The sequence below is a fragment of the Serratia sp. BNK-17 genome (genome assembly GCF_048684935.1).
Lineage (GTDB): Bacteria > Pseudomonadota > Gammaproteobacteria > Enterobacterales > Enterobacteriaceae > Serratia > Serratia nematodiphila.
Genome location: NZ_JBLQTR010000001.1, coordinates 4324457 through 4342348 on the forward strand (window position 1 = coordinate 4324457; position 17892 = coordinate 4342348).

19 protein-coding genes are annotated in these 17892 nt (G+C 63.1%); 13 read left to right on the plus strand and 6 right to left on the minus strand.

The features are described 5' to 3' along the window. The first annotated feature begins 27 nt into the window (after positions 1 to 27). The 5 genes from fecI (at position 28) to ydfG (ending at position 5567) form a co-directional block, all read left to right on the plus strand. On the plus strand, positions 28 to 552 hold the full coding sequence (fecI, locus tag ACMGF7_RS20525; protein ID WP_015377788.1) for a ferric citrate uptake sigma factor FecI: 525 nt from the start codon (positions 28 to 30) through the stop codon (positions 550 to 552). Continuing rightward, positions 549 to 1505 (plus strand): ferric citrate uptake sigma factor regulator FecR, encoded by a 957-nt coding sequence (fecR, locus tag ACMGF7_RS20530; protein WP_049240128.1) that lies wholly within the window; start codon positions 549 to 551, stop codon positions 1503 to 1505. Before fecI ends, fecR begins: the two co-directional genes overlap by 4 nt. A gap of 113 nt (positions 1506 to 1618) precedes the next feature. Continuing rightward, a complete protein-coding gene (gene fecA / locus ACMGF7_RS20535; protein ID WP_420286620.1) occupies positions 1619 to 3970 on the plus strand; it encodes a TonB-dependent Fe(3+) dicitrate receptor FecA in 2352 nt (783 codons plus the stop codon). 200 nt (positions 3971 to 4170) lie between these two features. Continuing rightward, entirely contained in the window at positions 4171 to 4692 is a 522-nt protein-coding gene (locus ACMGF7_RS20540; RefSeq protein WP_004938571.1) for a GNAT family N-acetyltransferase, read from the plus strand. Between the two features lie 125 nt (positions 4693 to 4817). Continuing rightward, positions 4818 to 5567 (plus strand): bifunctional NADP-dependent 3-hydroxy acid dehydrogenase/3-hydroxypropionate dehydrogenase YdfG, encoded by a 750-nt coding sequence (gene ydfG / locus ACMGF7_RS20545; RefSeq protein ID WP_004938567.1) that lies wholly within the window; start codon positions 4818 to 4820, stop codon positions 5565 to 5567. Positions 5568 to 5603: 36 nt separating this feature from the next. Here ydfG and ACMGF7_RS20550 read toward each other — a convergent pair whose 3' ends face one another. Continuing rightward, on the minus strand, positions 5604 to 5930 hold the full coding sequence (locus ACMGF7_RS20550; RefSeq protein ID WP_004938563.1) for a YnfA family protein: 327 nt from the start codon (positions 5928 to 5930) through the stop codon (positions 5604 to 5606). A 148-nt stretch (positions 5931 to 6078) separates the two neighbouring features. On the opposite strand from ACMGF7_RS20550, the gene ACMGF7_RS20555 reads away from it, so the two are divergent. After that, positions 6079 to 6447 (plus strand): DUF1283 family protein, encoded by a 369-nt coding sequence (locus tag ACMGF7_RS20555; protein WP_004938560.1) that lies wholly within the window; start codon positions 6079 to 6081, stop codon positions 6445 to 6447. 89 nt (positions 6448 to 6536) lie between these two features. Continuing rightward, the gene (locus ACMGF7_RS20560) at positions 6537 to 6836 is read left to right on the plus strand and encodes a DUF1161 domain-containing protein (protein ID WP_004938557.1); all 300 of its coding nucleotides are present in this window, start codon (positions 6537 to 6539) and stop codon (positions 6834 to 6836) included. A gap of 50 nt (positions 6837 to 6886) precedes the next feature. On the opposite strand, the gene ACMGF7_RS20565 is transcribed toward ACMGF7_RS20560, so the two are convergent. Beyond that, positions 6887 to 8374 carry an MDR family MFS transporter gene (locus ACMGF7_RS20565; RefSeq protein WP_016927859.1) on the minus strand — a complete coding sequence of 496 codons (1488 nt, stop codon included), beginning with the start codon at positions 8372 to 8374 and terminating at the stop codon, positions 6887 to 6889. A gap of 509 nt (positions 8375 to 8883) precedes the next feature. Here ACMGF7_RS20565 and ACMGF7_RS20570 point away from each other — a divergent pair. The 5 genes from ACMGF7_RS20570 to clcB all read left to right on the plus strand — a co-directional run bounded on the left by ACMGF7_RS20570 (position 8884) and on the right by clcB (position 13744). Continuing rightward, entirely contained in the window at positions 8884 to 9600 is a 717-nt protein-coding gene (locus ACMGF7_RS20570) for an ABC transporter permease (protein ID WP_420286621.1), read from the plus strand. A 64-nt stretch (positions 9601 to 9664) separates the two neighbouring features. Next, positions 9665 to 10522 (plus strand): glycine betaine ABC transporter substrate-binding protein, encoded by an 858-nt coding sequence (locus ACMGF7_RS20575; protein ID WP_229705511.1) that lies wholly within the window; start codon positions 9665 to 9667, stop codon positions 10520 to 10522. Positions 10523 to 10530: 8 nt separating this feature from the next. Further along, a complete protein-coding gene (gene osmW / locus ACMGF7_RS20580; protein WP_004938544.1) occupies positions 10531 to 11181 on the plus strand; it encodes an osmoprotectant ABC transporter permease OsmW in 651 nt (216 codons plus the stop codon). Beyond that, complete coding sequence (osmV, locus tag ACMGF7_RS20585; protein ID WP_021505258.1) at positions 11178 to 12317, plus strand: osmoprotectant ABC transporter ATP-binding protein OsmV; 1140 nt, start codon at positions 11178 to 11180, stop codon at positions 12315 to 12317. The genes osmW and osmV overlap by 4 nt, the downstream gene beginning before the upstream one ends. Before the next feature lie 125 nt (positions 12318 to 12442). Further along, on the plus strand, positions 12443 to 13744 hold the full coding sequence (gene clcB, locus ACMGF7_RS20590) for a voltage-gated ClC-type chloride channel ClcB (RefSeq protein ID WP_049241176.1): 1302 nt from the start codon (positions 12443 to 12445) through the stop codon (positions 13742 to 13744). Here clcB and ACMGF7_RS20595 read toward each other — a convergent pair. After that, positions 13741 to 14133, minus strand: a complete 393-nt coding sequence (locus ACMGF7_RS20595; RefSeq protein ID WP_273874790.1) for a helix-turn-helix domain-containing protein — start codon at positions 14131 to 14133, stop codon at positions 13741 to 13743. The two genes, clcB and ACMGF7_RS20595, sit on opposite strands and share 4 nt — an antisense overlap. 70 nt (positions 14134 to 14203) lie before the next feature. Between ACMGF7_RS20595 and ACMGF7_RS20600 the strand changes: the two genes are divergently transcribed. Then, positions 14204 to 14698 carry a DUF2938 domain-containing protein gene (locus ACMGF7_RS20600; protein ID WP_049241179.1) on the plus strand — a complete coding sequence of 165 codons (495 nt, stop codon included), beginning with the start codon at positions 14204 to 14206 and terminating at the stop codon, positions 14696 to 14698. 5 nt (positions 14699 to 14703) lie between these two features. On the opposite strand, the gene bioD is transcribed toward ACMGF7_RS20600, so the two are convergent. The 3 genes from bioD to ACMGF7_RS20615 all read right to left on the minus strand — a co-directional run bounded on the left by bioD (position 14704) and on the right by ACMGF7_RS20615 (position 17784). After that, positions 14704 to 15372 (minus strand): dethiobiotin synthase, encoded by a 669-nt coding sequence (gene bioD, locus ACMGF7_RS20605; RefSeq protein WP_004938529.1) that lies wholly within the window; start codon positions 15370 to 15372, stop codon positions 14704 to 14706. Between the two features lie 144 nt (positions 15373 to 15516). Next, entirely contained in the window at positions 15517 to 16734 is a 1218-nt protein-coding gene (mlc, locus tag ACMGF7_RS20610) for an ROK family transcriptional regulator (RefSeq protein ID WP_004938526.1), read from the minus strand. A 159-nt stretch (positions 16735 to 16893) separates the two neighbouring features. After that, positions 16894 to 17784 (minus strand): LysR family transcriptional regulator, encoded by an 891-nt coding sequence (locus tag ACMGF7_RS20615; protein WP_004938523.1) that lies wholly within the window; start codon positions 17782 to 17784, stop codon positions 16894 to 16896. Positions 17785 to 17892: the final 108 nt, after the last annotated feature.

The following is a 17892-nucleotide window of genomic DNA, read 5'->3' on the forward strand; positions in this document are numbered from 1 at the left end:
ATCTTTTTGACCAGCAATGCGAAAACCATGTCCGCCACCGCCTCTGCCCCGCACGCCGCGCTGTCGCGCCTTTACGCCACCCACCACGCCTGGTTGCAGGGATGGTTGCGTCGGCGGCTGGGCTGCGCGTTCGATGCGGACGATGTGGCGCAGGACACCTTTATGCGCCTGCTGAGAAGCGACGCCGCGGCGACCCTGCGCGAACCGAAAGACTTTTTGGTCACCGTCGCCAAACGGGTGATGGTCGATCTGTTCCGCCGCAGAACGCTGGAGCGCGCCTATCTGGAGATGCTGGCGCTGATCCCGGAAGGCTATGCCCCGTCGCCGGAGCAGCGCCAGAGCCTGCTGGACAGCCTGCAGCAGATCGACGCCATGCTCGACGGCCTCGGGCCGAAGGTAAAACAGGCCTTTCTGTTGTCGCAGCTCGAAGGCCTGGGCTATGCGGACATCGCCGCGCGCCTCGGCGTGTCGGTCAGCTCGGTTAAAAAATACATGGCCAAAGCCACCGAGCATTGCCTGCTGTTCAGCCTGGAAAACGACGTTTATTCATGAGCAACGCCATCACCCCCGAGCAGCGCCAGGCACTGAAAATGGCCGCACACTGGTATGCGCTGCTGTGCGACGAGCACGTCACCGAGCGCCAGCGCCAACAGTGGCAAGCCTGGCATCAGCAGCATGACGATCACCGCTGGGCCTGGCAGCGCGTCGAAGCGCTGCAGAGCCAGCTGCAGGGCGTGCCGGGCAAGTTCAGCTACCGTGCGCTCGACCGCGCCGGCCGCCAGGCGGCGATCGATCGCCGCACCCTGCTGAAAAGCCTGCTGCTGTTGCTCGGCGTGGGCGGCGGCGGCTTCCTTTACCAGTCGCCGTTCGGCCGGGAGCTGCGTGCCGACTACCGCACCGCCACCGGCGAGATCAAACCCATTGTGTTAAGCGACGGCACCCAGCTGGTGCTGAACACCGCCAGCGCGGTGGACGTACATTACGACGATCGTCAACGGCTGATCCGCTTGCACGCCGGGGAAATCAGCCTGATCACCGGACGCGACGCCCGGCCGCTATGGGTGCAAAGCCCGCAGGGGGCGATGCGCGCGCTCGGCACCCGTTTTTTGGTGCGCGAGAGCGGCGGCGAGACGCGCCTGACGGTGCTGGAGCATGCGGTTGAAGCGCAACTGGCGCAGGACGCGCGGCAAACGCGCCGGGTGAACGCCGGCGAACAGATTAGCTTCAGCGCCACGGCCTTCGGCGACAAGCAATCGGCTGCGGCGGAGGACGGCTGGCTGCGCGGCGTGCTGAGCGTCAGCCAGTGGCGGCTTGAGCGGGTGATCGCCGAACTGGCGCGCTACCGGCGCGGCCATCTGAGCTGCGATCCGGCCGTTGCCGGCCTGCGCGTCAGCGGCAGTTTCCCGCTCAACGATACCGATCGCGCTCTCGCCCTGCTCAGCCAGACGCTGCCGATACGTCTGCAGAGCTTTACCCGCTATTGGCTGCAAATCGTCCCCGCCTGAATTTTTTAAATGAAAATGATAAAAAATCGCATTTTTGATTGTCCCTTTTGCCTTGCTCATCCGACTCCCAGGAAAACACTGCAGCAATAAATAAAAATGATTCAGGAGAAGGTATGAACAACGCTTGGGGAAAGGTCGCTCCGGCTTCGCTTTGGGGAAAACGGGCCAAACCGCTGGCCGTGGCCATTGGCCTGGCATTCGCCGCACCGCTGATGGCGAGCGCCGCCAGCGCCGCGGCCACCTATCACATTCCAGCCGGTGAGCTGGACGGCGCGCTGAACGCGTTCGCCGCTCGCGCCGGCATCGCGCTTTCGGTAGACGGCGCGTTAACCGCCGGTAAAAGTTCGCCTGGCCTGAACGGCAGCTACGGCGTCGATGACGGCCTGAATGCCCTGCTGGCGGGCAGCGGCCTGCAGGCCCGAGCGCTCGGCAACAACGGCTACACGCTGGCCAAACTGCCGCAGCCGCAGAAAGAAGAAGACATCACGGTAGTCGGTGACTGGCTGGCGGAAGGCCGCCAGATCGATGTATTCGAACATCCCGGCGCGCGCGACGTGGTGCGCCGCGAAGAGTTCGCCAAAACCGGCACCACCACCGTGCGCGAAGCGTTGAACCGCGTGCCGGGCGTGATGGCCCCGGAGAACAACGGCACCGGCAGCCACGATATGGCGCTGAACTTCGGCATTCGCGGCCTCAACCCGCGCCTCGCCAGCCGCTCCACCGTGCTGATGGACGGCATCCCGGTGCCCTTCGCCCCTTACGGCCAGCCGCAGCTGTCGCTGGCGCCGGTCTCGCTCGGCAATATGGATGCGATTGACGTGGTGCGCGGCGGCGGCGCGGTGCGCTACGGGCCGCAGAGCGTCGGCGGCGTCGTCAACTTCGTCACCCGCGCCATCCCGAAAACCTTCGGCATGGAGGCCGGCATGCAGGGGCAGCTCAGCCCGACCTCGCGCCAGGATCACCCGAAAGGCACCGGTAACCTGATGATCGGAGGCACCGCCGACAACGGCCTCGGCGCGGCGCTGCTCTACTCCGGCACCCGCGGCAGCGACTGGCGCGAGCACAGCGCGACCAAAATCGACGACGTGATGCTGAAAAGCCGTTACGCCCCGAACGAGGTGCACACCTTCAACAGCCTGCTGCAATACTACGAAGGCGAAGCGGAGATGCCGGGCGGCCTGAGCCGGGCCGACTACAACGCCAACCCGTTCCAGTCGACGCGCCCGTACGACAAGTTCTGGGGCCGCCGCCAGTTGGCCAACTTCGGCTACCAGTATCAGCCGGATCAGCAGCACAAGTTCGACGTGCAGAGCTTCTACACCTACACCCTGCGCAGCGGCTATCTGGATCAGGGCAAGAACCTGACGCTGTCGCCGCGCGAATACTGGGTGCGCGGCGTAGAACCGCGCTACAGCCAAAGTTTCCGCTGGGGAGATTCCGCCCATGAAGTCGGCGTCGGCTACCGTTACGTCAGCGAATCCACCCACGAGCTGCGCTACTACACTAAAGCCAGCACCGGCAAGCTGCCGTCCACCGCCAGCCCGTACGATCGCGACACCCAGTCCGGCACCGAGGCGCACGCGTTTTATATCGACGATCGCATCGACATCGGCGACTGGACCATCACGCCGGGCATGCGTTACGAATACATCAAGTCGTATCAGAACAACTACATCAAGAACAACCGCCTCGACGTCAGCTATAACGCGCCGCTGCCAGCGTTAAACGTGATGTATCACCTGAACGAATACTGGAACCTGTACGCCAACACCGAAGGCTCCTTCGGCACCGTGCAATACAGCCAGATGGGCAAAGCGGTGGACAGCGGCAAGATCGAACCGGAGAAGGCGCGCACCTGGGAGCTGGGCACCCGCTACGCCGGCGATGCGCTGACCGGCGAAATCGGGCTGTTCCTGATCAACTTCAACAACCAGTACGACTCCAACCAGGTGACCGACAGCGTGACCGCGCGCGGCAAAACCCGCCACGCCGGGCTGGAAGGCAGCCTGCGTTACGATCTGTCGCAGCTGACGCCGAAACTGGACGACCTGACCGCCTACGCCAGCTACGCCTACGTCAACGCCACCATTCGTGAAGACGGCGGCTACAAAGGCAACCAGGTGCCGTTCTCGCCGAAGCATAAAGGCACGCTGGGGCTGGACTACACGCCAGGCAACTGGGCGTTTAACCTTAACGGCGAGTTCCAGTCCAGCCAGTTCGCCGACAACGCCAACACCGTGGCGGAAAGCGCCGACGGCAGCACCGGCCGCATCCCTGGCTATATGCTGTGGGGCGTGCGCGCCGCCTATGATTTCGGCCCGGAAATGGCCGGCCTGAATCTGGGCGTCGGCGTGAAAAACCTGTTCAACCACGAGTATTTCACCCGCGCCTATGACGACAACAACAAGGGTCTGTACATCGGCCAGCCGCGCACGATTTATCTGCAAGGTTCGGTGAAGTTCTGATCCGCAGCGGCGGGCGCGGTTAACCGTGCCCGCCGCCTTTCCCATCAACGTGACGCCGTCACATAAAACCGTTACTCCGCGCCGCCACAGCGGCGAAAAATAAGTCGCTTCTGACGCCAATGCGCGTAATATCGACGATCCGCCCCAACTTATGGGCGCGGATTTTTTTGCCATTCTGGCCTGAAAAGCGAGGGAATAAGATGAATCATAATGACCTTTCTCAGTGCCGCGTTGACACCGACCGTTTGTTGATTGCCCCCTTTACCGCAGCAGACGCCGACGATGTTTACCAGGCGATCACCCCCACTCTGACGCGCTTTATGACCTTTGAGCCGGAGGCGTCGCCGGAGGATTTCGCCAACGTCTGGCAAGGCTGGCTGCCGTTGATGCGCGAGGGTGAAGAAGTGATCTTCGTCGCCCGTCGGCGCGAAGACCGGCAGTTCGTCGGCGTCGGCGGCGCGCACAACCTACGCAGCCACACCCCGGAGCTGGGCATCTGGGTGAAAGAGAGCCTGCATGGCCAGGGCTACGGCCGTGAAATCGTACAGGGTATCGCGCGCTGGGCCAGCGAGCGCTTTCAGCCGCCGCACTTTCTCTACCCGGTGGCCGAGCAGAATACCGCCAGCCGCCGCCTCGTCGAGTCGCTGGGCGGTGTGCTGGCCGGCCGTTGCGAGCGCATCAAGTATGACGCAGTGGTGTATCACCTGCCGCCTCAGCGCTAGTCAGCATCGGGCCGCCGGCCCGGTGTCATCTTTTTTGCTTTCCGCCGTGATAACCCCTGCCACTGCCTGCGGGTTTGTGCTAATGATAGAGGCATGTAGGGTAAAAACAGTTGAGGAACAGCAACATGATTATTTTTGTTACCGGCGCCACCTCCGGTTTCGGCGAGGCGATCGCGCGCCGTTTTATCCGTGAAGGCCATCGGGTGATCGCCGCCGGGCGCCGCCTTGAGCGTCTTGAAGAGCTGCAGGAAGAACTCGGCCAAGCGCTGCACATCGTGCGGCTCGACGTGCGCAACCGCGCCGCCATTCAACAGGCGATCGAAGCACTGCCGGCCGAGCTGCGCCAGATCGACGTGCTGGTGAACAACGCCGGGCTGGCGCTGGGGCTGGAGCCGGCGCACAAGGCCAACGCCGATGACTGGGAAACCATGATCGACACCAACGCCAAAGGGCTGGTGAACATGACGCGCGCGCTGTTGCCGGCCATGGTCGAGCGCAACGTCGGCCATGTGATCAACATCGGCTCCACCGCCGCCAACTGGCCTTACGCCGGCGGCAACGTGTACGGCGCCACCAAAGCGTTCGTCAAGCAGTTCAGCCTGGGCCTGCGCGCCGATCTGCACGGCACGCGCATCCGCGTGACCGATATCGAGCCGGGTCTGGTGGGCGGCACCGAATTCTCCAACGTGCGCTTCAAGGGTGATGACGGCAAGGTCAACAAAACCTACGAAGGCGCCGATGCGCTGACGCCGGAAGACATCGCCGAGTCGGTGTTCTGGGTCGCGACGTTGCCGGCGCGCGTCAACATCAACACGCTGGAAATGATGCCGGTCAGCCAGTCCTTCGCCGGGCTGAACATCCACCGCGGCGCCTGAGCCGCGACGGCGGGAGGCAACTCCCGCCGCGTTTCTTCAGGCCGCGCGCCAGCCGGAAACGATAATCAGCATGCCCGCCAGCGCCACGCCGGCGCCGACCCAATCCAGCGCAGACAGCTTCACCCCGTCCACCACCCGCAGCCACAGCAGTGCCGTCGCCACATACACACCGCCGTAAGCCGCATAGACCCGCCCGCTGGCCGCCGGATGCAGCGTCAACAGCCAGACAAACAGCATCAGGCTTAATGCCGCCGGCAGCAGCAGCCAGGCGCTGCCCTGCTTCTTCAGCCACAGGTAAGGCAGGAAACAGCCAATAATTTCAGCCAGGGCGGTGGCGAAAAACAACAGCGTGGTTTTTAACATCGGTCGCAGTTTTCTCTCGGTAAAGTAAACGAATCGGCGCTTGGCTGGTGAATTCCAGGAGCGCGGTGGTATATTTATCACCACGCCTGCGGGCGAGGTAACGCCAGTGTCGCCATCATCAGGCGCACTCACTCATAAGGATGAAACGATGAAAACATTTTCGACCCAACGACTGCTGCGCGGGATGCTGCCGGTCGCCATGCTGGCCGTTATGGGCGCCTGGCAGGCGCCGGCGCTGGCCGCCACCTGCACGCAGGGCAGCACCTGCGTCACCGTCGATGGCAAAGGCAGCGGCGCGATGAGCACCGAAGAAGCGCGCCAAAGCAAAGAGCAGTGGAATGATACCAAATCCCTGCGCCACAAGGTCAACACTCGCGTCGAGAAAGAGTTCGACAAGGCCGATCGCGCGGCGGATGACGAAGACCGCTGCAACGACAGCAACAACGTCAACGCATACTGGGAACCGGACACCCGTAAATGTCTGGATCGCCAGACCGGGCGTCGGATTAATCCTTAATCCGCCTGCGGCGGGCGGGCAAGCGTGAAACCCGGCCGCCGTTGCTGCTATCCTGTTACAGGAAGTTCATTGTCTAAAAGGATGACGTGATGAAGAAAACGCTGATATTAACCGCTGTCTTGCTGGCCGGCGCCCCATTGGCGGCTCTGGCCTCTTGTGAAAGCGTGAAAGCGGACATTTCGCAAAAAATCGTCAATAACGGCGTTCCGGAGTCCGGCTTCAAACTGGAGATCGTGCCTAACGATCAGGCCGATCAAGCGGGCGGCCAGGTGGTCGGCCACTGCGAAAACGACACCCAGAAGATCGTTTATACCCGCCTGAACAACGGCGACGATAGTGGTGACGCGGCGCAGACCGGCACCAGCCAGGACACCTCCAACGCGCAGTAAGCCGCATCGGCTACCCAGGGCGCGCAACAGCCGCGCCCTTTCCTTTTCCTTTACGCCTGCTCCGCCTCTTCCTCTTCGCCTTGCGGCCGACAACGCGCCGGGATCAGCATCGCCGCCGCCAGCGCCAGCAACGACACCAACGCCGATACCAGGAACACCCAATGCAGCGAAGCCGCCACCTGCTGGATAAGCTGCGCCAGCGCTTCGCTCCCCATGCTCTGCCGCACCGCCGGCTCCATCAGCCGCTGCACCGGATCGTCAATCTCCGGCAAACGCCACTGCAGGTTGAGGTTCAGCGTGGCGCCCAAAATCGCGGTGCCGATGGCCGAGCCCACCATGCGGGTAAACACCGTACAGGCAGTGGCAATGCCGCGAATGCTGTAATGCGCCGCGTTCTGCACCGAAACCAGAAACGTCGTGTTGCACAATCCCATGCCGGCGCCGACCATAAACGCCGCCACCCGGCCCCACAGCAGACCGCCGTTCGGCTGCAACATCAGCAGGATCAGGCCGCCCGCCACCAGCAGCAGCGCGCCCAACAGCGCCGTGGCGCGATACGAAGTCATCAGCATCAAACGGCCGCTCAGCGTGCTGGCCAGCGGCCAGCCGATCGACATCAACGCCAGCGTGGTGCCCGCCTCCAGCGGTGAGCCCCCCATCACGCCCTGAATGAAGGTGGGCAGAAAGGCGCTGATGCCCATCATCGCCGCGCCGATCACCAGCCCGCCGATGTTACCGGCGACGATCACCCGGCTTTGCCACAGCGCCAGCGGGAACAGCGGCTCAACCGCGCGCCGCTCCTGGCGGATCAGCAGCGCCAGCGACGCCGCCGCCAGCGCCAGCAGCGGCGCCACCCACCATCCGAGACTTTCCATCTGCAACAGCGCCAGCAGCAGCGCGGAAACGAACAGCGTCAGCCAGGCGGTGCCGGCCAGATCCAGCGCGTGCCGGCGCAACTGCTGATGCGCCGGCAGATAGCGCCAAAGGAAGAACATCGCCAGCAGGCCGATCGGCAGGTTGACCCAGAACACCAGCGCCCACGGCAGGTGTTGCACGATAAACGCGCCCAGCAGCGGGCCGATGATCGCCGATACGCCCCACACGCTCGACAGGTAGCCCATCACCTTCGGCCGCTCGGTGGCGCTGTAGATGTCGCCGATGATGGTGGACGCGATCGGCATGATGGCGCCGGCGCCCAATCCCTGCAATAAGCGGAAGCCGATCAGCCAATACATGTCGGGGGCGAAGCCGCACAGCACCGATCCCAGCAGGAACAGCGTCGCGCCGAAGAAAAACACCCGCTTGCGGCCGTAGAGATCCGCCAGCCGGCCGTAGATGGGAATGGTGATCGCCTGCGCCAGCAAATAGACCGCGAACACCCAGCCCAGCAGCGAGAAACCGCCGAGATCGCCGATGATGGTCGGCATGGCGGTGGCGACGATGGTGGCTTCGATCGCCGACATGAACATCGCCAGCATGCAGGCGATCAGGATCAGCGGGCGGTGGGCAATGGGTGCGGGTGAAACGTTATTTGTCATGGCGTTATGCAGGTTTCCTGGCGTTTTTATTTTCCCTGAGTATATCAGCAAGCGCCAGCGCCAAGTCTATCCGCCCTCACATCCTGCCTTTGCCGGCGGCGAATCGCACCATTTGGACTAACTGTTACGGCGTAACGTTTTGCCGTGGATTTTTTTCACTTTACCCGCATCCCAGCGCTGACGCGGGCTGCGGCGCCAATACGGGCAAACTCAATCAGCTGATTTTGTTCATAAAACTTGGCACGGTCAACGACAGGGTGCTATACCTTCCCTAGCCGGCGCCTTTGGGCTTCGTGCTTTCTCGGGTTTAAATATCAGTATCTTATGCTGATTAACTCACGTATTGAGCCTACGTTCAGCACGCTGTGCCGAACGCACCCTTCGCTCAATGTCGCTAACCTCATGCGAAACGCCCGTTTTGTACCGCCACGCCCGCCGGGCCGTGGGTAACAATCAGAGCGGAATGCGCCGTCTCGTCGGCCGCTCCGCGCAACGGAGGACGCAACATCATGCACAAGTCAGCGCCATGCCGGCGCCTGCTCCTCGGGAGCCTGCTGTTTATCGCCGTCATCGCGCTGCTGGTTTACGGCATCGGTTGGGAAACCCTCAAGTCGCGCCGGGAAGATTTGATTTACCTCGGTCAGCAGCACATGTTCCTGGTGGTGTGTTCGATGCTGCTGTCGCTGCTGGTCGGCATTCCCAGCGGTATCCTGCTGAGCCGCCCTTTCGCCCGCCGCTGGGCGGAGCACGTGATGCAGATCTTTAACGTCGGCAACACCCTGCCGCCGCTGGCGGTGTTGGCATTGGCGATGGTGATCATCGGCATCGGCGACCGGCCGGCGGTGGTGGCGTTGTTCCTCGCCTCGCTGCTGCCTATCGTGCGCAATACCTATGCCGGCCTGCGTTCGGTGCCGCCAGCGCTGGTCGAGGCCGCCAACGGTATTGGCATGACCGCCGGGCAGCGGCTGCGCCAGGTCGAACTACCCAATGCCCTGCCGGTGATCTTCGCCGGGGTGCGCATCGCGATGGCGATTAACGTCGGCACCGCGCCGCTGGCGTTTTTGATCGGCGCCAGCAGCTATGGCGAGCTGATCTTCCCCGGCATCTACCTGAACGACTTCCCGACGCTGATCCTCGGCGCCGCCGCCACCGCGCTGATCGCCCTGCTGCTCGATCTGGCGCTGGCCGGTCTCGGCCGCCGGCTCAGCCCGCACACCGCATCCTGATGGGAGAAACGCGATGACTCGATGGTTACAACGACTCCGCCACGCGCTGCTGTTCTCCTTGCTGATGACCGGCGCGGCCGCCTGGGCCGCCCCGCTGACGCTGGCGAGCAAGAACTTTACCGAACAGCGCATTCTGTCGGCGATCACCGTGCAATACCTGCGGGCCAAAGGTTTTCAGGTCGAACCCAAAACCAATCTGGCTACGGTGATCACCCGCAACGCGATGATCAACAAGCAGATCGACATGACCTGGGAATACACCGGCACCTCGCTGATCATCTTTAACCACATCAATAAGCGCATGTCGCCGCAGGAAACCTACGACACGGTGAAAAAGCTCGACGCCAAACTCGGCCTGGTGTGGCTGCAGCCGGCGGACATGAACAACACCTACGCCTTCGCCATGCAGCGCCGGCGCGCGGAAAAAGAGCAGATCCGCACGATGTCGCAGCTGGTGGCCAAAGTGGAACAGGTGCGTAAAACCGACCCGAAACACAACTGGCTGCTGGGACTGGATCTGGAATTTGCCGGCCGCTCGGACGGCCTGAAGCCGATGCAGGCGCTGTACGACATGCCGCTGGATCGCCCGCAAATCCGCCAGATGGATCCCGGCCTGGTCTACAACGCCATCCGCGACGGCTTCGTCGACGCCGGGCTGGTGTACACCACCGACGGCCGGGTGAAAGGCTTCGATCTGCAGGTGCTCGAAGACGACAAAGGCTATTTCCCGAGCTATGCGGTCACGCCGGTGGTGCGCGCCGACGTGTTGCAAAACACGCCGGGGTTGGAGGAGGCGCTGAACACGCTGTCGAAACAGTTCAACAATCAGGTGATCACCGAGCTTAACGCCAGAGTGGATATCGACTACCAGACGCCGCAACAGGTCGCCGACGCGTTCCTCAAGCAGCGCGGCCTGATTTAGGAGGCATGATGAATACCTTACTTTACGCCTGGCAAAACTGGGCCTATATCGCCGGATTGACGCTGGAACACCTGCTGCTGGTCGGCATCGCCGTCGGCCTGGCGATCCTGATCGGCGTGCCGCTCGGCGTACTGATCGTCCGCCACAAATGGCTGGCGACGCCGGTGCTGAGCCTGGCCACGCTGGTGCTGACCGTGCCCTCCATCGCCCTGTTCGGGCTGATGATCCCGCTGTTTTCCTTAATCGGCCACGGCATCGGCTACGTGCCGGCGATCACCGCGGTGTTCCTCTATTCGCTGCTGCCGATCGTGCGCAACACCCACACCGCGCTCGACAACCTGCCCGGCGGGCTGCGCGAAGCCGGCCGCGGCATCGGCATGACCTTCTGGCAACGCCTGCGCTGGGTGGAGATCCCGGTAGCGCTGCCGGTGATTTTCGGCGGCATTCGCACCGCCGTGGTGATGAATATCGGCGTGATGGCGATCGCCGCCGTGATCGGCGCCGGCGGCCTCGGCCTGCTGCTGCTCAACGGCATCAGCAGCAGCGACATCCGCCAGTTGATTACCGGCGCCGTGATGATCAGCCTGCTGGCGATCGTCCTCGATTGGTTATTGCACCGCTTGCAAATTGCGCTCACGCCCAAGGGGATCCGCTCATGATTAAATTGGAAAATCTGACCAAACAGTTCATGCAGAAGAACGGCACGCCGTTCAACGCCGTCGACAACATCAATCTGGACGTGCCGGAAGGCGAAATCTGCGTGCTGCTCGGTCCATCCGGCTGCGGCAAAACCACCACGCTGAAGATGATCAACCGCCTGATCGAACCCACCGGCGGCACCATTCTGATCAACGGCGAAGACACCAGCGCGCTGGATACCGTCAGCCTGCGCCGCAAAATCGGCTACGTCATCCAGCAGATCGGCCTGTTCCCCAACATGACCATCGAGGAGAACATCACCGTGGTGCCGCGCATGCTGGGCTGGGACAAAAAACGCTGCCACGATCGCGCCGAGGAGTTGATGAGCATGGTGGCGCTGGATCCCAAGCGCTTTTTGCACCGCTACCCGAAAGAGATGTCCGGCGGGCAGCAGCAGCGCATCGGCGTGATCCGCGCGCTGGCGGCCGATCCGCCGGTGCTACTGATGGATGAACCCTTCGGCGCGGTGGATCCGATCAACCGCGAAACCATCCAAAACGAGTTTCTCGACATGCAGCGTCAGCTGAAGAAGACCGTGATGCTGGTCAGCCACGACATCGACGAAGCGCTGAAGCTCGGCGATCGCATCGCGGTGTTCCGCCAGGGCAAGATCGTGCAGAACGCCAGCGCCGATGAGCTGCTGGCGCGCCCGGCGAACGACTTCGTCGCCTCCTTTGTCGGCCAGGATCGCACGCTGAAGCGCCTGCTGCTGGTGCAGGCCGGCGACGTGGCAGACCAACAAGAGACGGTGACGGTGCGCCGGGAAACGCCGCTGACAGAGGCATTCGGGTTGATGGACGATATCGATGCACGTTCGGTGACGGTAGTGGACGCCGACGGCAAACCGCTGGGTTACGTCAAACGCCGCGAGGCGCGCGGTGCGCCGGGGGTATGCGCCGATAGCCTGCACCGCTTTCGCGTCACCGCCCGCGCGGAAGAGAACCTGCGCGTGGTGCTGTCGAAGCTGTATGAGCACAATACGTCCTGGATGCCGATCGTCGATGAAGACGGCCGCTACAGCGGCGAAATCTCGCAGGATTATATCGCCGACTACCTCAGCTCCGGCCGCACGCGCCGGGTTCTGACGCCGCAATAACCCCCGCCGGGGCGCCGACCGCCCCGCCCATGCCGCAGTTTGATAAAGATTCACTGGTCATCGGCCGGAGCGCCAAGCACAATGCGCTGATGACCCTTTGATTTTTCTCACGACGCCGCCCACGCATGAAAAGATTGGTCCACCTGCACCACTATCGCGCCCTGCTGCGCAGCCTGTTTATCGCCGTGTTCATCGGCGTCGCCGCCGCCCTGGCGGTGTGGCTGTTCCACCGTTCGATGATTGGCCTCGAGTGGCTGTTGCTCGGCAATGCCGACGGCAGTCTGGTGGCCGCCGCCGCCGCGCTGCCCGGCTGGCGGCGCGCCCTGACGCCTGCGTTGGGCGGGCTGGCGGCGGGCCTGCTGCTGTATGTTCACCAGCGCTACCGCCACCAGCGCCCGGCGGCGCCCACCGACTATATGGAAGCGATCGAGACCGGCAACGGCAAGCTGGACACCGGCGCCAGCCTGGTGAAGTGCCTGGCGTCGCTGCTGGTGGTGTCGAGCGGCAGCGCCATCGGCCGTGAGGGCGCGATGATCCTGCTGGCGGCGCTGGTGGGCTCGCTGTTTGCCCAGCGCTTTACGCACGAGAAAGAATGGAAACTGTGGGTGGCCTGCGCCGCCGCCGCCGGGATGGCCAGCGCCTATCATGCGCCGCTGGCGGGCAGCCTGTTTATCGCCGAGATCCTGTTCGGCACCCTGATGCTGGCCTCGCTCGGCCCGGTGGTGATCGCCGCGGTCAGCGCCCTGCTGATGACCAACCTGCTCAACGGCGGCCAGGCGCCGCTCTACCTGGTGACGCCGCTCGCCGCCCCCTTGCCGACGCAATACCTGCTGATGGCGCTGGTCGGCGTGGTGGCCGGCGCCGGCGGGCCGCTGTTTTTATGGTTGATGACCGCCACCGGCCGCGCGTTCCGATCGCTGCGCCTGAAGCCGCCGCTGCAGCTGGCGCTGGGCGGCCTGATCGTCGGGCTGCTTTCGCTGTTGTTCCCGCAGGTATGGGGCAATGGCTACAGCGTGGTGCAGGCGCTGCTGATCGCGCCGCCGGGGGTGTTGCTGCTGGGGGCGATCCTGGTATGCAAGCTGTTGGCGATCCTCGCCAGCAGCGGGTCGGGCGCGCCCGGCGGGGTCTTCACCCCGACGCTGTTCGTCGGCGCCGCGCTCGGTTCGATGATCGGCCAGCTGTTCGGCCTGTGGCCGGGCATGGATACGGCGGTGCCGCTGCTGCTGGCGCTGACCGGCATGGCTACCCTGCTGGCCGCCACCACCCATGCGCCGATCATGGCGGCGCTGATGGTATTTGAAATGACCGGCGAATACGCGCTGCTGCCCGGCATTCTGCTGGCCTGCGTGATCGCCACCACCGTGTCGCGCGGCCTGCGGCCGGTATCGGTCTACCACACCGCGCCGCCGCCCAAACGCGAGGCTTAAAACTCGCCCTGCTGCAGCAGCTTCCTGAACTGCGGGCACTGCAGGTGCTCCGGTTCAGGGCAATCGACCATGTGCTGCAAACCGGCGCGCACCTGCCCCAGACGCCGCAGGGTGCGATCCAGTTCTTCAATCCGCGCCGCCAGCAGCCGGCGATCGAGGGCGATGCGCCCCCGCTCGTCAAACAGCGAGGCGATCTCATCCAGCGTGAATCCCGCCAGCCCCCCAAGGGCGATCAGCTTCAGTTGATCCAGCACGCCGGCGGCGTATTGGCGACGTAAACCGTTGCGGCCTATCGAGGCGATCAGCCCCTTTTTCTCGTAATGCCGCAGCGCCGAGGGCGCGATGCCGCTCAAACGCGCCACCTCGCCAATATCCAGTTCTTTTTCCATTGACTTGAAGTCGACTTTAAGTTGCACACTGTGCGCACATTACACCATGAGTGACTTTAAGGACACGAAAATGACGACAGAAATTTTACTGATGATTGTGCTGACCGGGGTGGGCGCCACGCTGTGCACCGATCTGTGGGCCATCGTGCAAAAGCGCGTGCTGGGCATCCCGCCCCTTAACTACGCGCTGGTCGGCCGCTGGTTTATCGGCCTGTTCGACGGCCGGTTTTATCACGCTCCGATCATGGCTGCGCCGGTGCGGCGGGGAGAAAAAGCGATGGGATGGCTGCTGCACTACGCGATCGGCGTCGCCTTCGCCTTTATCCCGCTCGGCTTGGCGGGCATCGCGTGGTACGCCGCGCCGACGCCGCTGGTCGCGCTGTTGAGCGGCTGGCTGAGCCTGGCGGCGCCCTTCTTCGTGATGCAGCCGGCGTTGGGCTTTGGCGTGGCGGCGGCGAACACCCCCAATCCGACGCGTAGCCGCATCATCAGCCTGCTGGTGCATACGGTGTACGGCCTGGGGCTGTTTGTCTCCGCCCGTTTGTTGGCCCCTTTCCTGGCCTGAGCGCGCTAGCGCAGCAGCGTGGAGATGTCGAGATAGTGCGCCAGTTCGCGCTGCTCCGCGCGCGGCAGATACGGGATTTCACCCAGCAGCGGCGCGGAAATGCGCTGCTGCAGCGCCGCGATGGTTTCAGCATAGTGAGCCAACCCCGGGTTGATGCGGTTGGCGACCCAGCCCAGCAACGGCAGGCCGTCGTTGATAATCGACTGTGCGGTCAGCAACGCGTGGCTGACGCAGCCCAGCTTGATGCCCACCACCAGCACCACCGGCAGCTGTTCCTGCACCACCCACTCGGCGTAAGGCCGCAGATCGTTCATCAGCACCCGCCAACCGCCGCTGCCTTCCACCACCACCGTATCGGCTTTGGCCGACAGATCCCGCAGACCGCTGCTCATCACGCCATAGTTGATGTCCTCGGTCGCATGCGCATGAAACACCTCATCCAGGCAGGTGATGGGATTGATCTCCTCGTAGGACAGCGGCAGGGTTGAAGATGCCTGCAATACCAAAGCGTCTTTATTGCGGATGCCCTCGCTGGTTTCCTGGCAACGCGCGGCGATCGGCTTGTAGCCGGCCACCGAACGGCCTTCGGCGGCCAGCGCCTGCATCAACCCGCGGGAAACCACGGTTTTACCGACGTCGGTATCCGTGCCTGTCACAAATAAACGCTTCAACATGAATAAAATGCCCCAGAATGCCCCGTTAACAATGTATCGCCGCACCGGCGGCGAAGAAGTCTTTCGGAAAAATTCTAGGGGATGCTGCCGCGTAGGGGCTTGAGGTAGCTCAATCTTTTGCGGAATTAATAAGAGGTTCTGATGTTAGCCTTGCAGCAGCTGCACCAGCAATGAACCGTTATACAGCGCCTCTTTCACCAGCGCCGCGCCGGGCATGGTGCCCTGATTGAAGAACTGCGTGGATTCGACCTTGACCTGCTCGCTGTAGGCCGGCAGCGCCTGCTGGCGAATGCAGGAGGCGATGGCCGGGTGCAGGATCTCCGCCGCGCGGTTGAGCGGCGAGCCCACCAGGATCTTCTCGGGATTGAACAGGTTGACCATGATAGCCAGAATGCGCCCCACGCTGTGGCCGACGCCGAGAATGATGTCCCGCGCCAGCTGATCGCCCGCCAGCGCGGCGTCGCACAGCGATTCGACGGTCAGCGGCGCGCCGTGCAGGCTGGAGCTCATCGAGCCGCTCAGCCGCTGCTGGGCGATCTCCAGCATGTTCTCAATGCTGGCCACGGTTTCGAGACAGCCGTGGTTGCCGCAGTAACAGCGTTTGCCGTAGGGATCGACCTGGGTGTGGCCGATCTCCACCACGCTGTGGCTGCCGGCGTGCAACACATGGCCGCCGGTGATCACCCCGGCGCCGACGTTGTGGTCGATCACCACCTGAATCACGTTCTGGCTGCCGCGCGAGGCGCCGTACAGCGCCTCGGCCATGGTCCAGGCGCTGATGTCGTGCTGCAGGTAAACCGGCAGGCCGGTGCGGGTTTCCAGCGCCGGGCCGAGCGGCATCTCCAGCACGTCGTAAAACGGCATGCGGTGCACCACGCCGGACTGCACATCGATCATGCCCGGCAGCGTAATGGCGATCGCCGTCAGCCGTTCCAGCTTGCTTTGGTGGCGGATAAAGAACTGATCGACTTCGGTCAGGATGCGTTTCAGCAGCGGTTCGGGGTGTTCGGCCGCCAGCGGCAGCTGTTCCTCCACCACCAGCTTGCTGCTGAGATCGCGCAGCGCCAGCGTGATGCTGCCGCGGCTGATGCGGGCGGAAAGGTAGTGCCAGGCTTCGGTGTCCAACACCAGCCCCACCGCCGGGCGCCCCCGGCTGCCGATCTCCTGGTACTCGGTTTCCTTGACCAGATGGGCTTCCAGCAGCTCGCGCACGATCTTGGTGATGCTGGCGGGCGCCAGCTGCGCGCGTTTTGACAGTTCGATGCGCGAAATCGGACCCAGTTGATCGATTAGCCGATAAACCGCCCCCGCATTGGTCTGTTTGATTTGATCGATATGCCCAGGCTGCCCAACCGCAATCACAAACCGGCTCCTACTATTTTTCGCGCTTCTAAATAAAGACTAGGGGTTATGGTGGGGCTTTTGTCATACAGCGTCAACTATTTGATTCGTTATGTGATTTGCTGCACAAATTCCTCGCAATTTCAGCGTGAATTGATTTTTATTTGCCCAAGCTCAACATCATTTCAGCATCAACGCCATCAGCGACTGCGCCGCCGCGGTCAACGGCCGCCGGCGGTGGTGCACCAGCCACACTTCGGTGGTGGCGTCCGGCTCCGCCAGCGGCAAATAGCGCACGCCGTCCACCCGCACCCGGGCGAAAGACGCCGGCAGAATCGAAACTCCCAACCCGGCGGAGACCAGCCCGATGATAGTCATCGCTTCCCCCACTTCCTGGGTGATATACGGGGTGATGCCGGCCTTGCCGAGCAGCAGCAGAATTTCGTCGTACAGCGCGGTGCCCACTTCGCGCGAGAAGAACACGAACGGCTCCCGCGCCAAATGTTGAAACCGCAGCGCGCCGCCGGGCGTTTCCGCCAGCGGATGCCCTTCCGGCACTACCGCCACCAGCGGTTCGCGCAGCAGCAGCTGATAGTGCAGCGCTTCCGGCAGCCGCGTGTTGCGCATCACCCCCAGATCCAGTTCGCCGTTCAGCAGCGGTTCGATCTGCTGTTTGGTGTTGATTTCGCGCATCTTGATGTGCACCTGCGGGGACTGCTGGCGAAAGGCGCGCAGGCTGCGCGCCACCACGCCGATAAAGGGCGCGGAAGAGGTAAAGCCGATGGTCATTTCCCCCAGTTCGCCGCGATCCAGGCGCGCCGCCTTTTCCGCCGCGCGGCCGACCTGATCGAGCACCTGATAGGCTTCTTTGAGGAACATCTCCCCGGCCTGGGTCAAACTGACGTTGCGGTTGTTGCGCGCCAGCAGCCGCGCGCCGACCATCTCTTCCAGCGCCTGAATTTGCTGGCTGAGCGGCGGCTGGGAGATGCGCAACCGCTCGGCGGCGCGGCCAAAATGCAGCTCTTCGGCCACGGCGATAAAGTAACGCAGGTGTCTCAACTCGATATTCATATTTAAAAAGTCTTAATTGTAATTATTAATATATTAGACAAAAAATTCGCCGCTCCCTATCATTTTGTTATCTGCAAAGTGTCTGTTTATCTCCCCGAAGTTCGGTAA

Bases quoted from the DNA above. Each gene is read 5' to 3' on its own strand.
- fecI (WP_015377788.1), top strand. From the start codon at position 28: ATGTCCGCCACCGCCTCTGCCCCGCACGCCGCGCTGTCGCGCCTTTAC.
- fecR (WP_049240128.1), top strand. From the start codon at position 549: ATGAGCAACGCCATCACCCCCGAGCAGCGCCAGGCACTGAAAATGGCC.
- fecA (WP_420286620.1), top strand. From the start codon at position 1,619: ATGAACAACGCTTGGGGAAAGGTCGCTCCGGCTTCGCTTTGGGGAAAA.
- ACMGF7_RS20540 (WP_004938571.1), top strand. From the start codon at position 4,171: ATGAATCATAATGACCTTTCTCAGTGCCGCGTTGACACCGACCGTTTG.
- ydfG (WP_004938567.1), top strand. From the start codon at position 4,818: ATGATTATTTTTGTTACCGGCGCCACCTCCGGTTTCGGCGAGGCGATC.
- ACMGF7_RS20550 (WP_004938563.1), bottom strand. From the start codon at position 5,930: ATGTTAAAAACCACGCTGTTGTTTTTCGCCACCGCCCTGGCTGAAATT.
- ACMGF7_RS20555 (WP_004938560.1), top strand. From the start codon at position 6,079: ATGAAAACATTTTCGACCCAACGACTGCTGCGCGGGATGCTGCCGGTC.
- ACMGF7_RS20560 (WP_004938557.1), top strand. From the start codon at position 6,537: ATGAAGAAAACGCTGATATTAACCGCTGTCTTGCTGGCCGGCGCCCCA.
- ACMGF7_RS20565 (WP_016927859.1), bottom strand. From the start codon at position 8,374: ATGACAAATAACGTTTCACCCGCACCCATTGCCCACCGCCCGCTGATC.
- ACMGF7_RS20570 (WP_420286621.1), top strand. From the start codon at position 8,884: ATGCACAAGTCAGCGCCATGCCGGCGCCTGCTCCTCGGGAGCCTGCTG.
- ACMGF7_RS20575 (WP_229705511.1), top strand. From the start codon at position 9,665: ATGACCGGCGCGGCCGCCTGGGCCGCCCCGCTGACGCTGGCGAGCAAG.
- osmW (WP_004938544.1), top strand. From the start codon at position 10,531: ATGAATACCTTACTTTACGCCTGGCAAAACTGGGCCTATATCGCCGGA.
- osmV (WP_021505258.1), top strand. From the start codon at position 11,178: ATGATTAAATTGGAAAATCTGACCAAACAGTTCATGCAGAAGAACGGC.
- clcB (WP_049241176.1), top strand. From the start codon at position 12,443: ATGAAAAGATTGGTCCACCTGCACCACTATCGCGCCCTGCTGCGCAGC.
- ACMGF7_RS20595 (WP_273874790.1), bottom strand. From the start codon at position 14,133: ATGGAAAAAGAACTGGATATTGGCGAGGTGGCGCGTTTGAGCGGCATC.
- ACMGF7_RS20600 (WP_049241179.1), top strand. From the start codon at position 14,204: ATGACGACAGAAATTTTACTGATGATTGTGCTGACCGGGGTGGGCGCC.
- bioD (WP_004938529.1), bottom strand. From the start codon at position 15,372: ATGTTGAAGCGTTTATTTGTGACAGGCACGGATACCGACGTCGGTAAA.
- ACMGF7_RS20615 (WP_004938523.1), bottom strand. From the start codon at position 17,784: ATGAATATCGAGTTGAGACACCTGCGTTACTTTATCGCCGTGGCCGAA.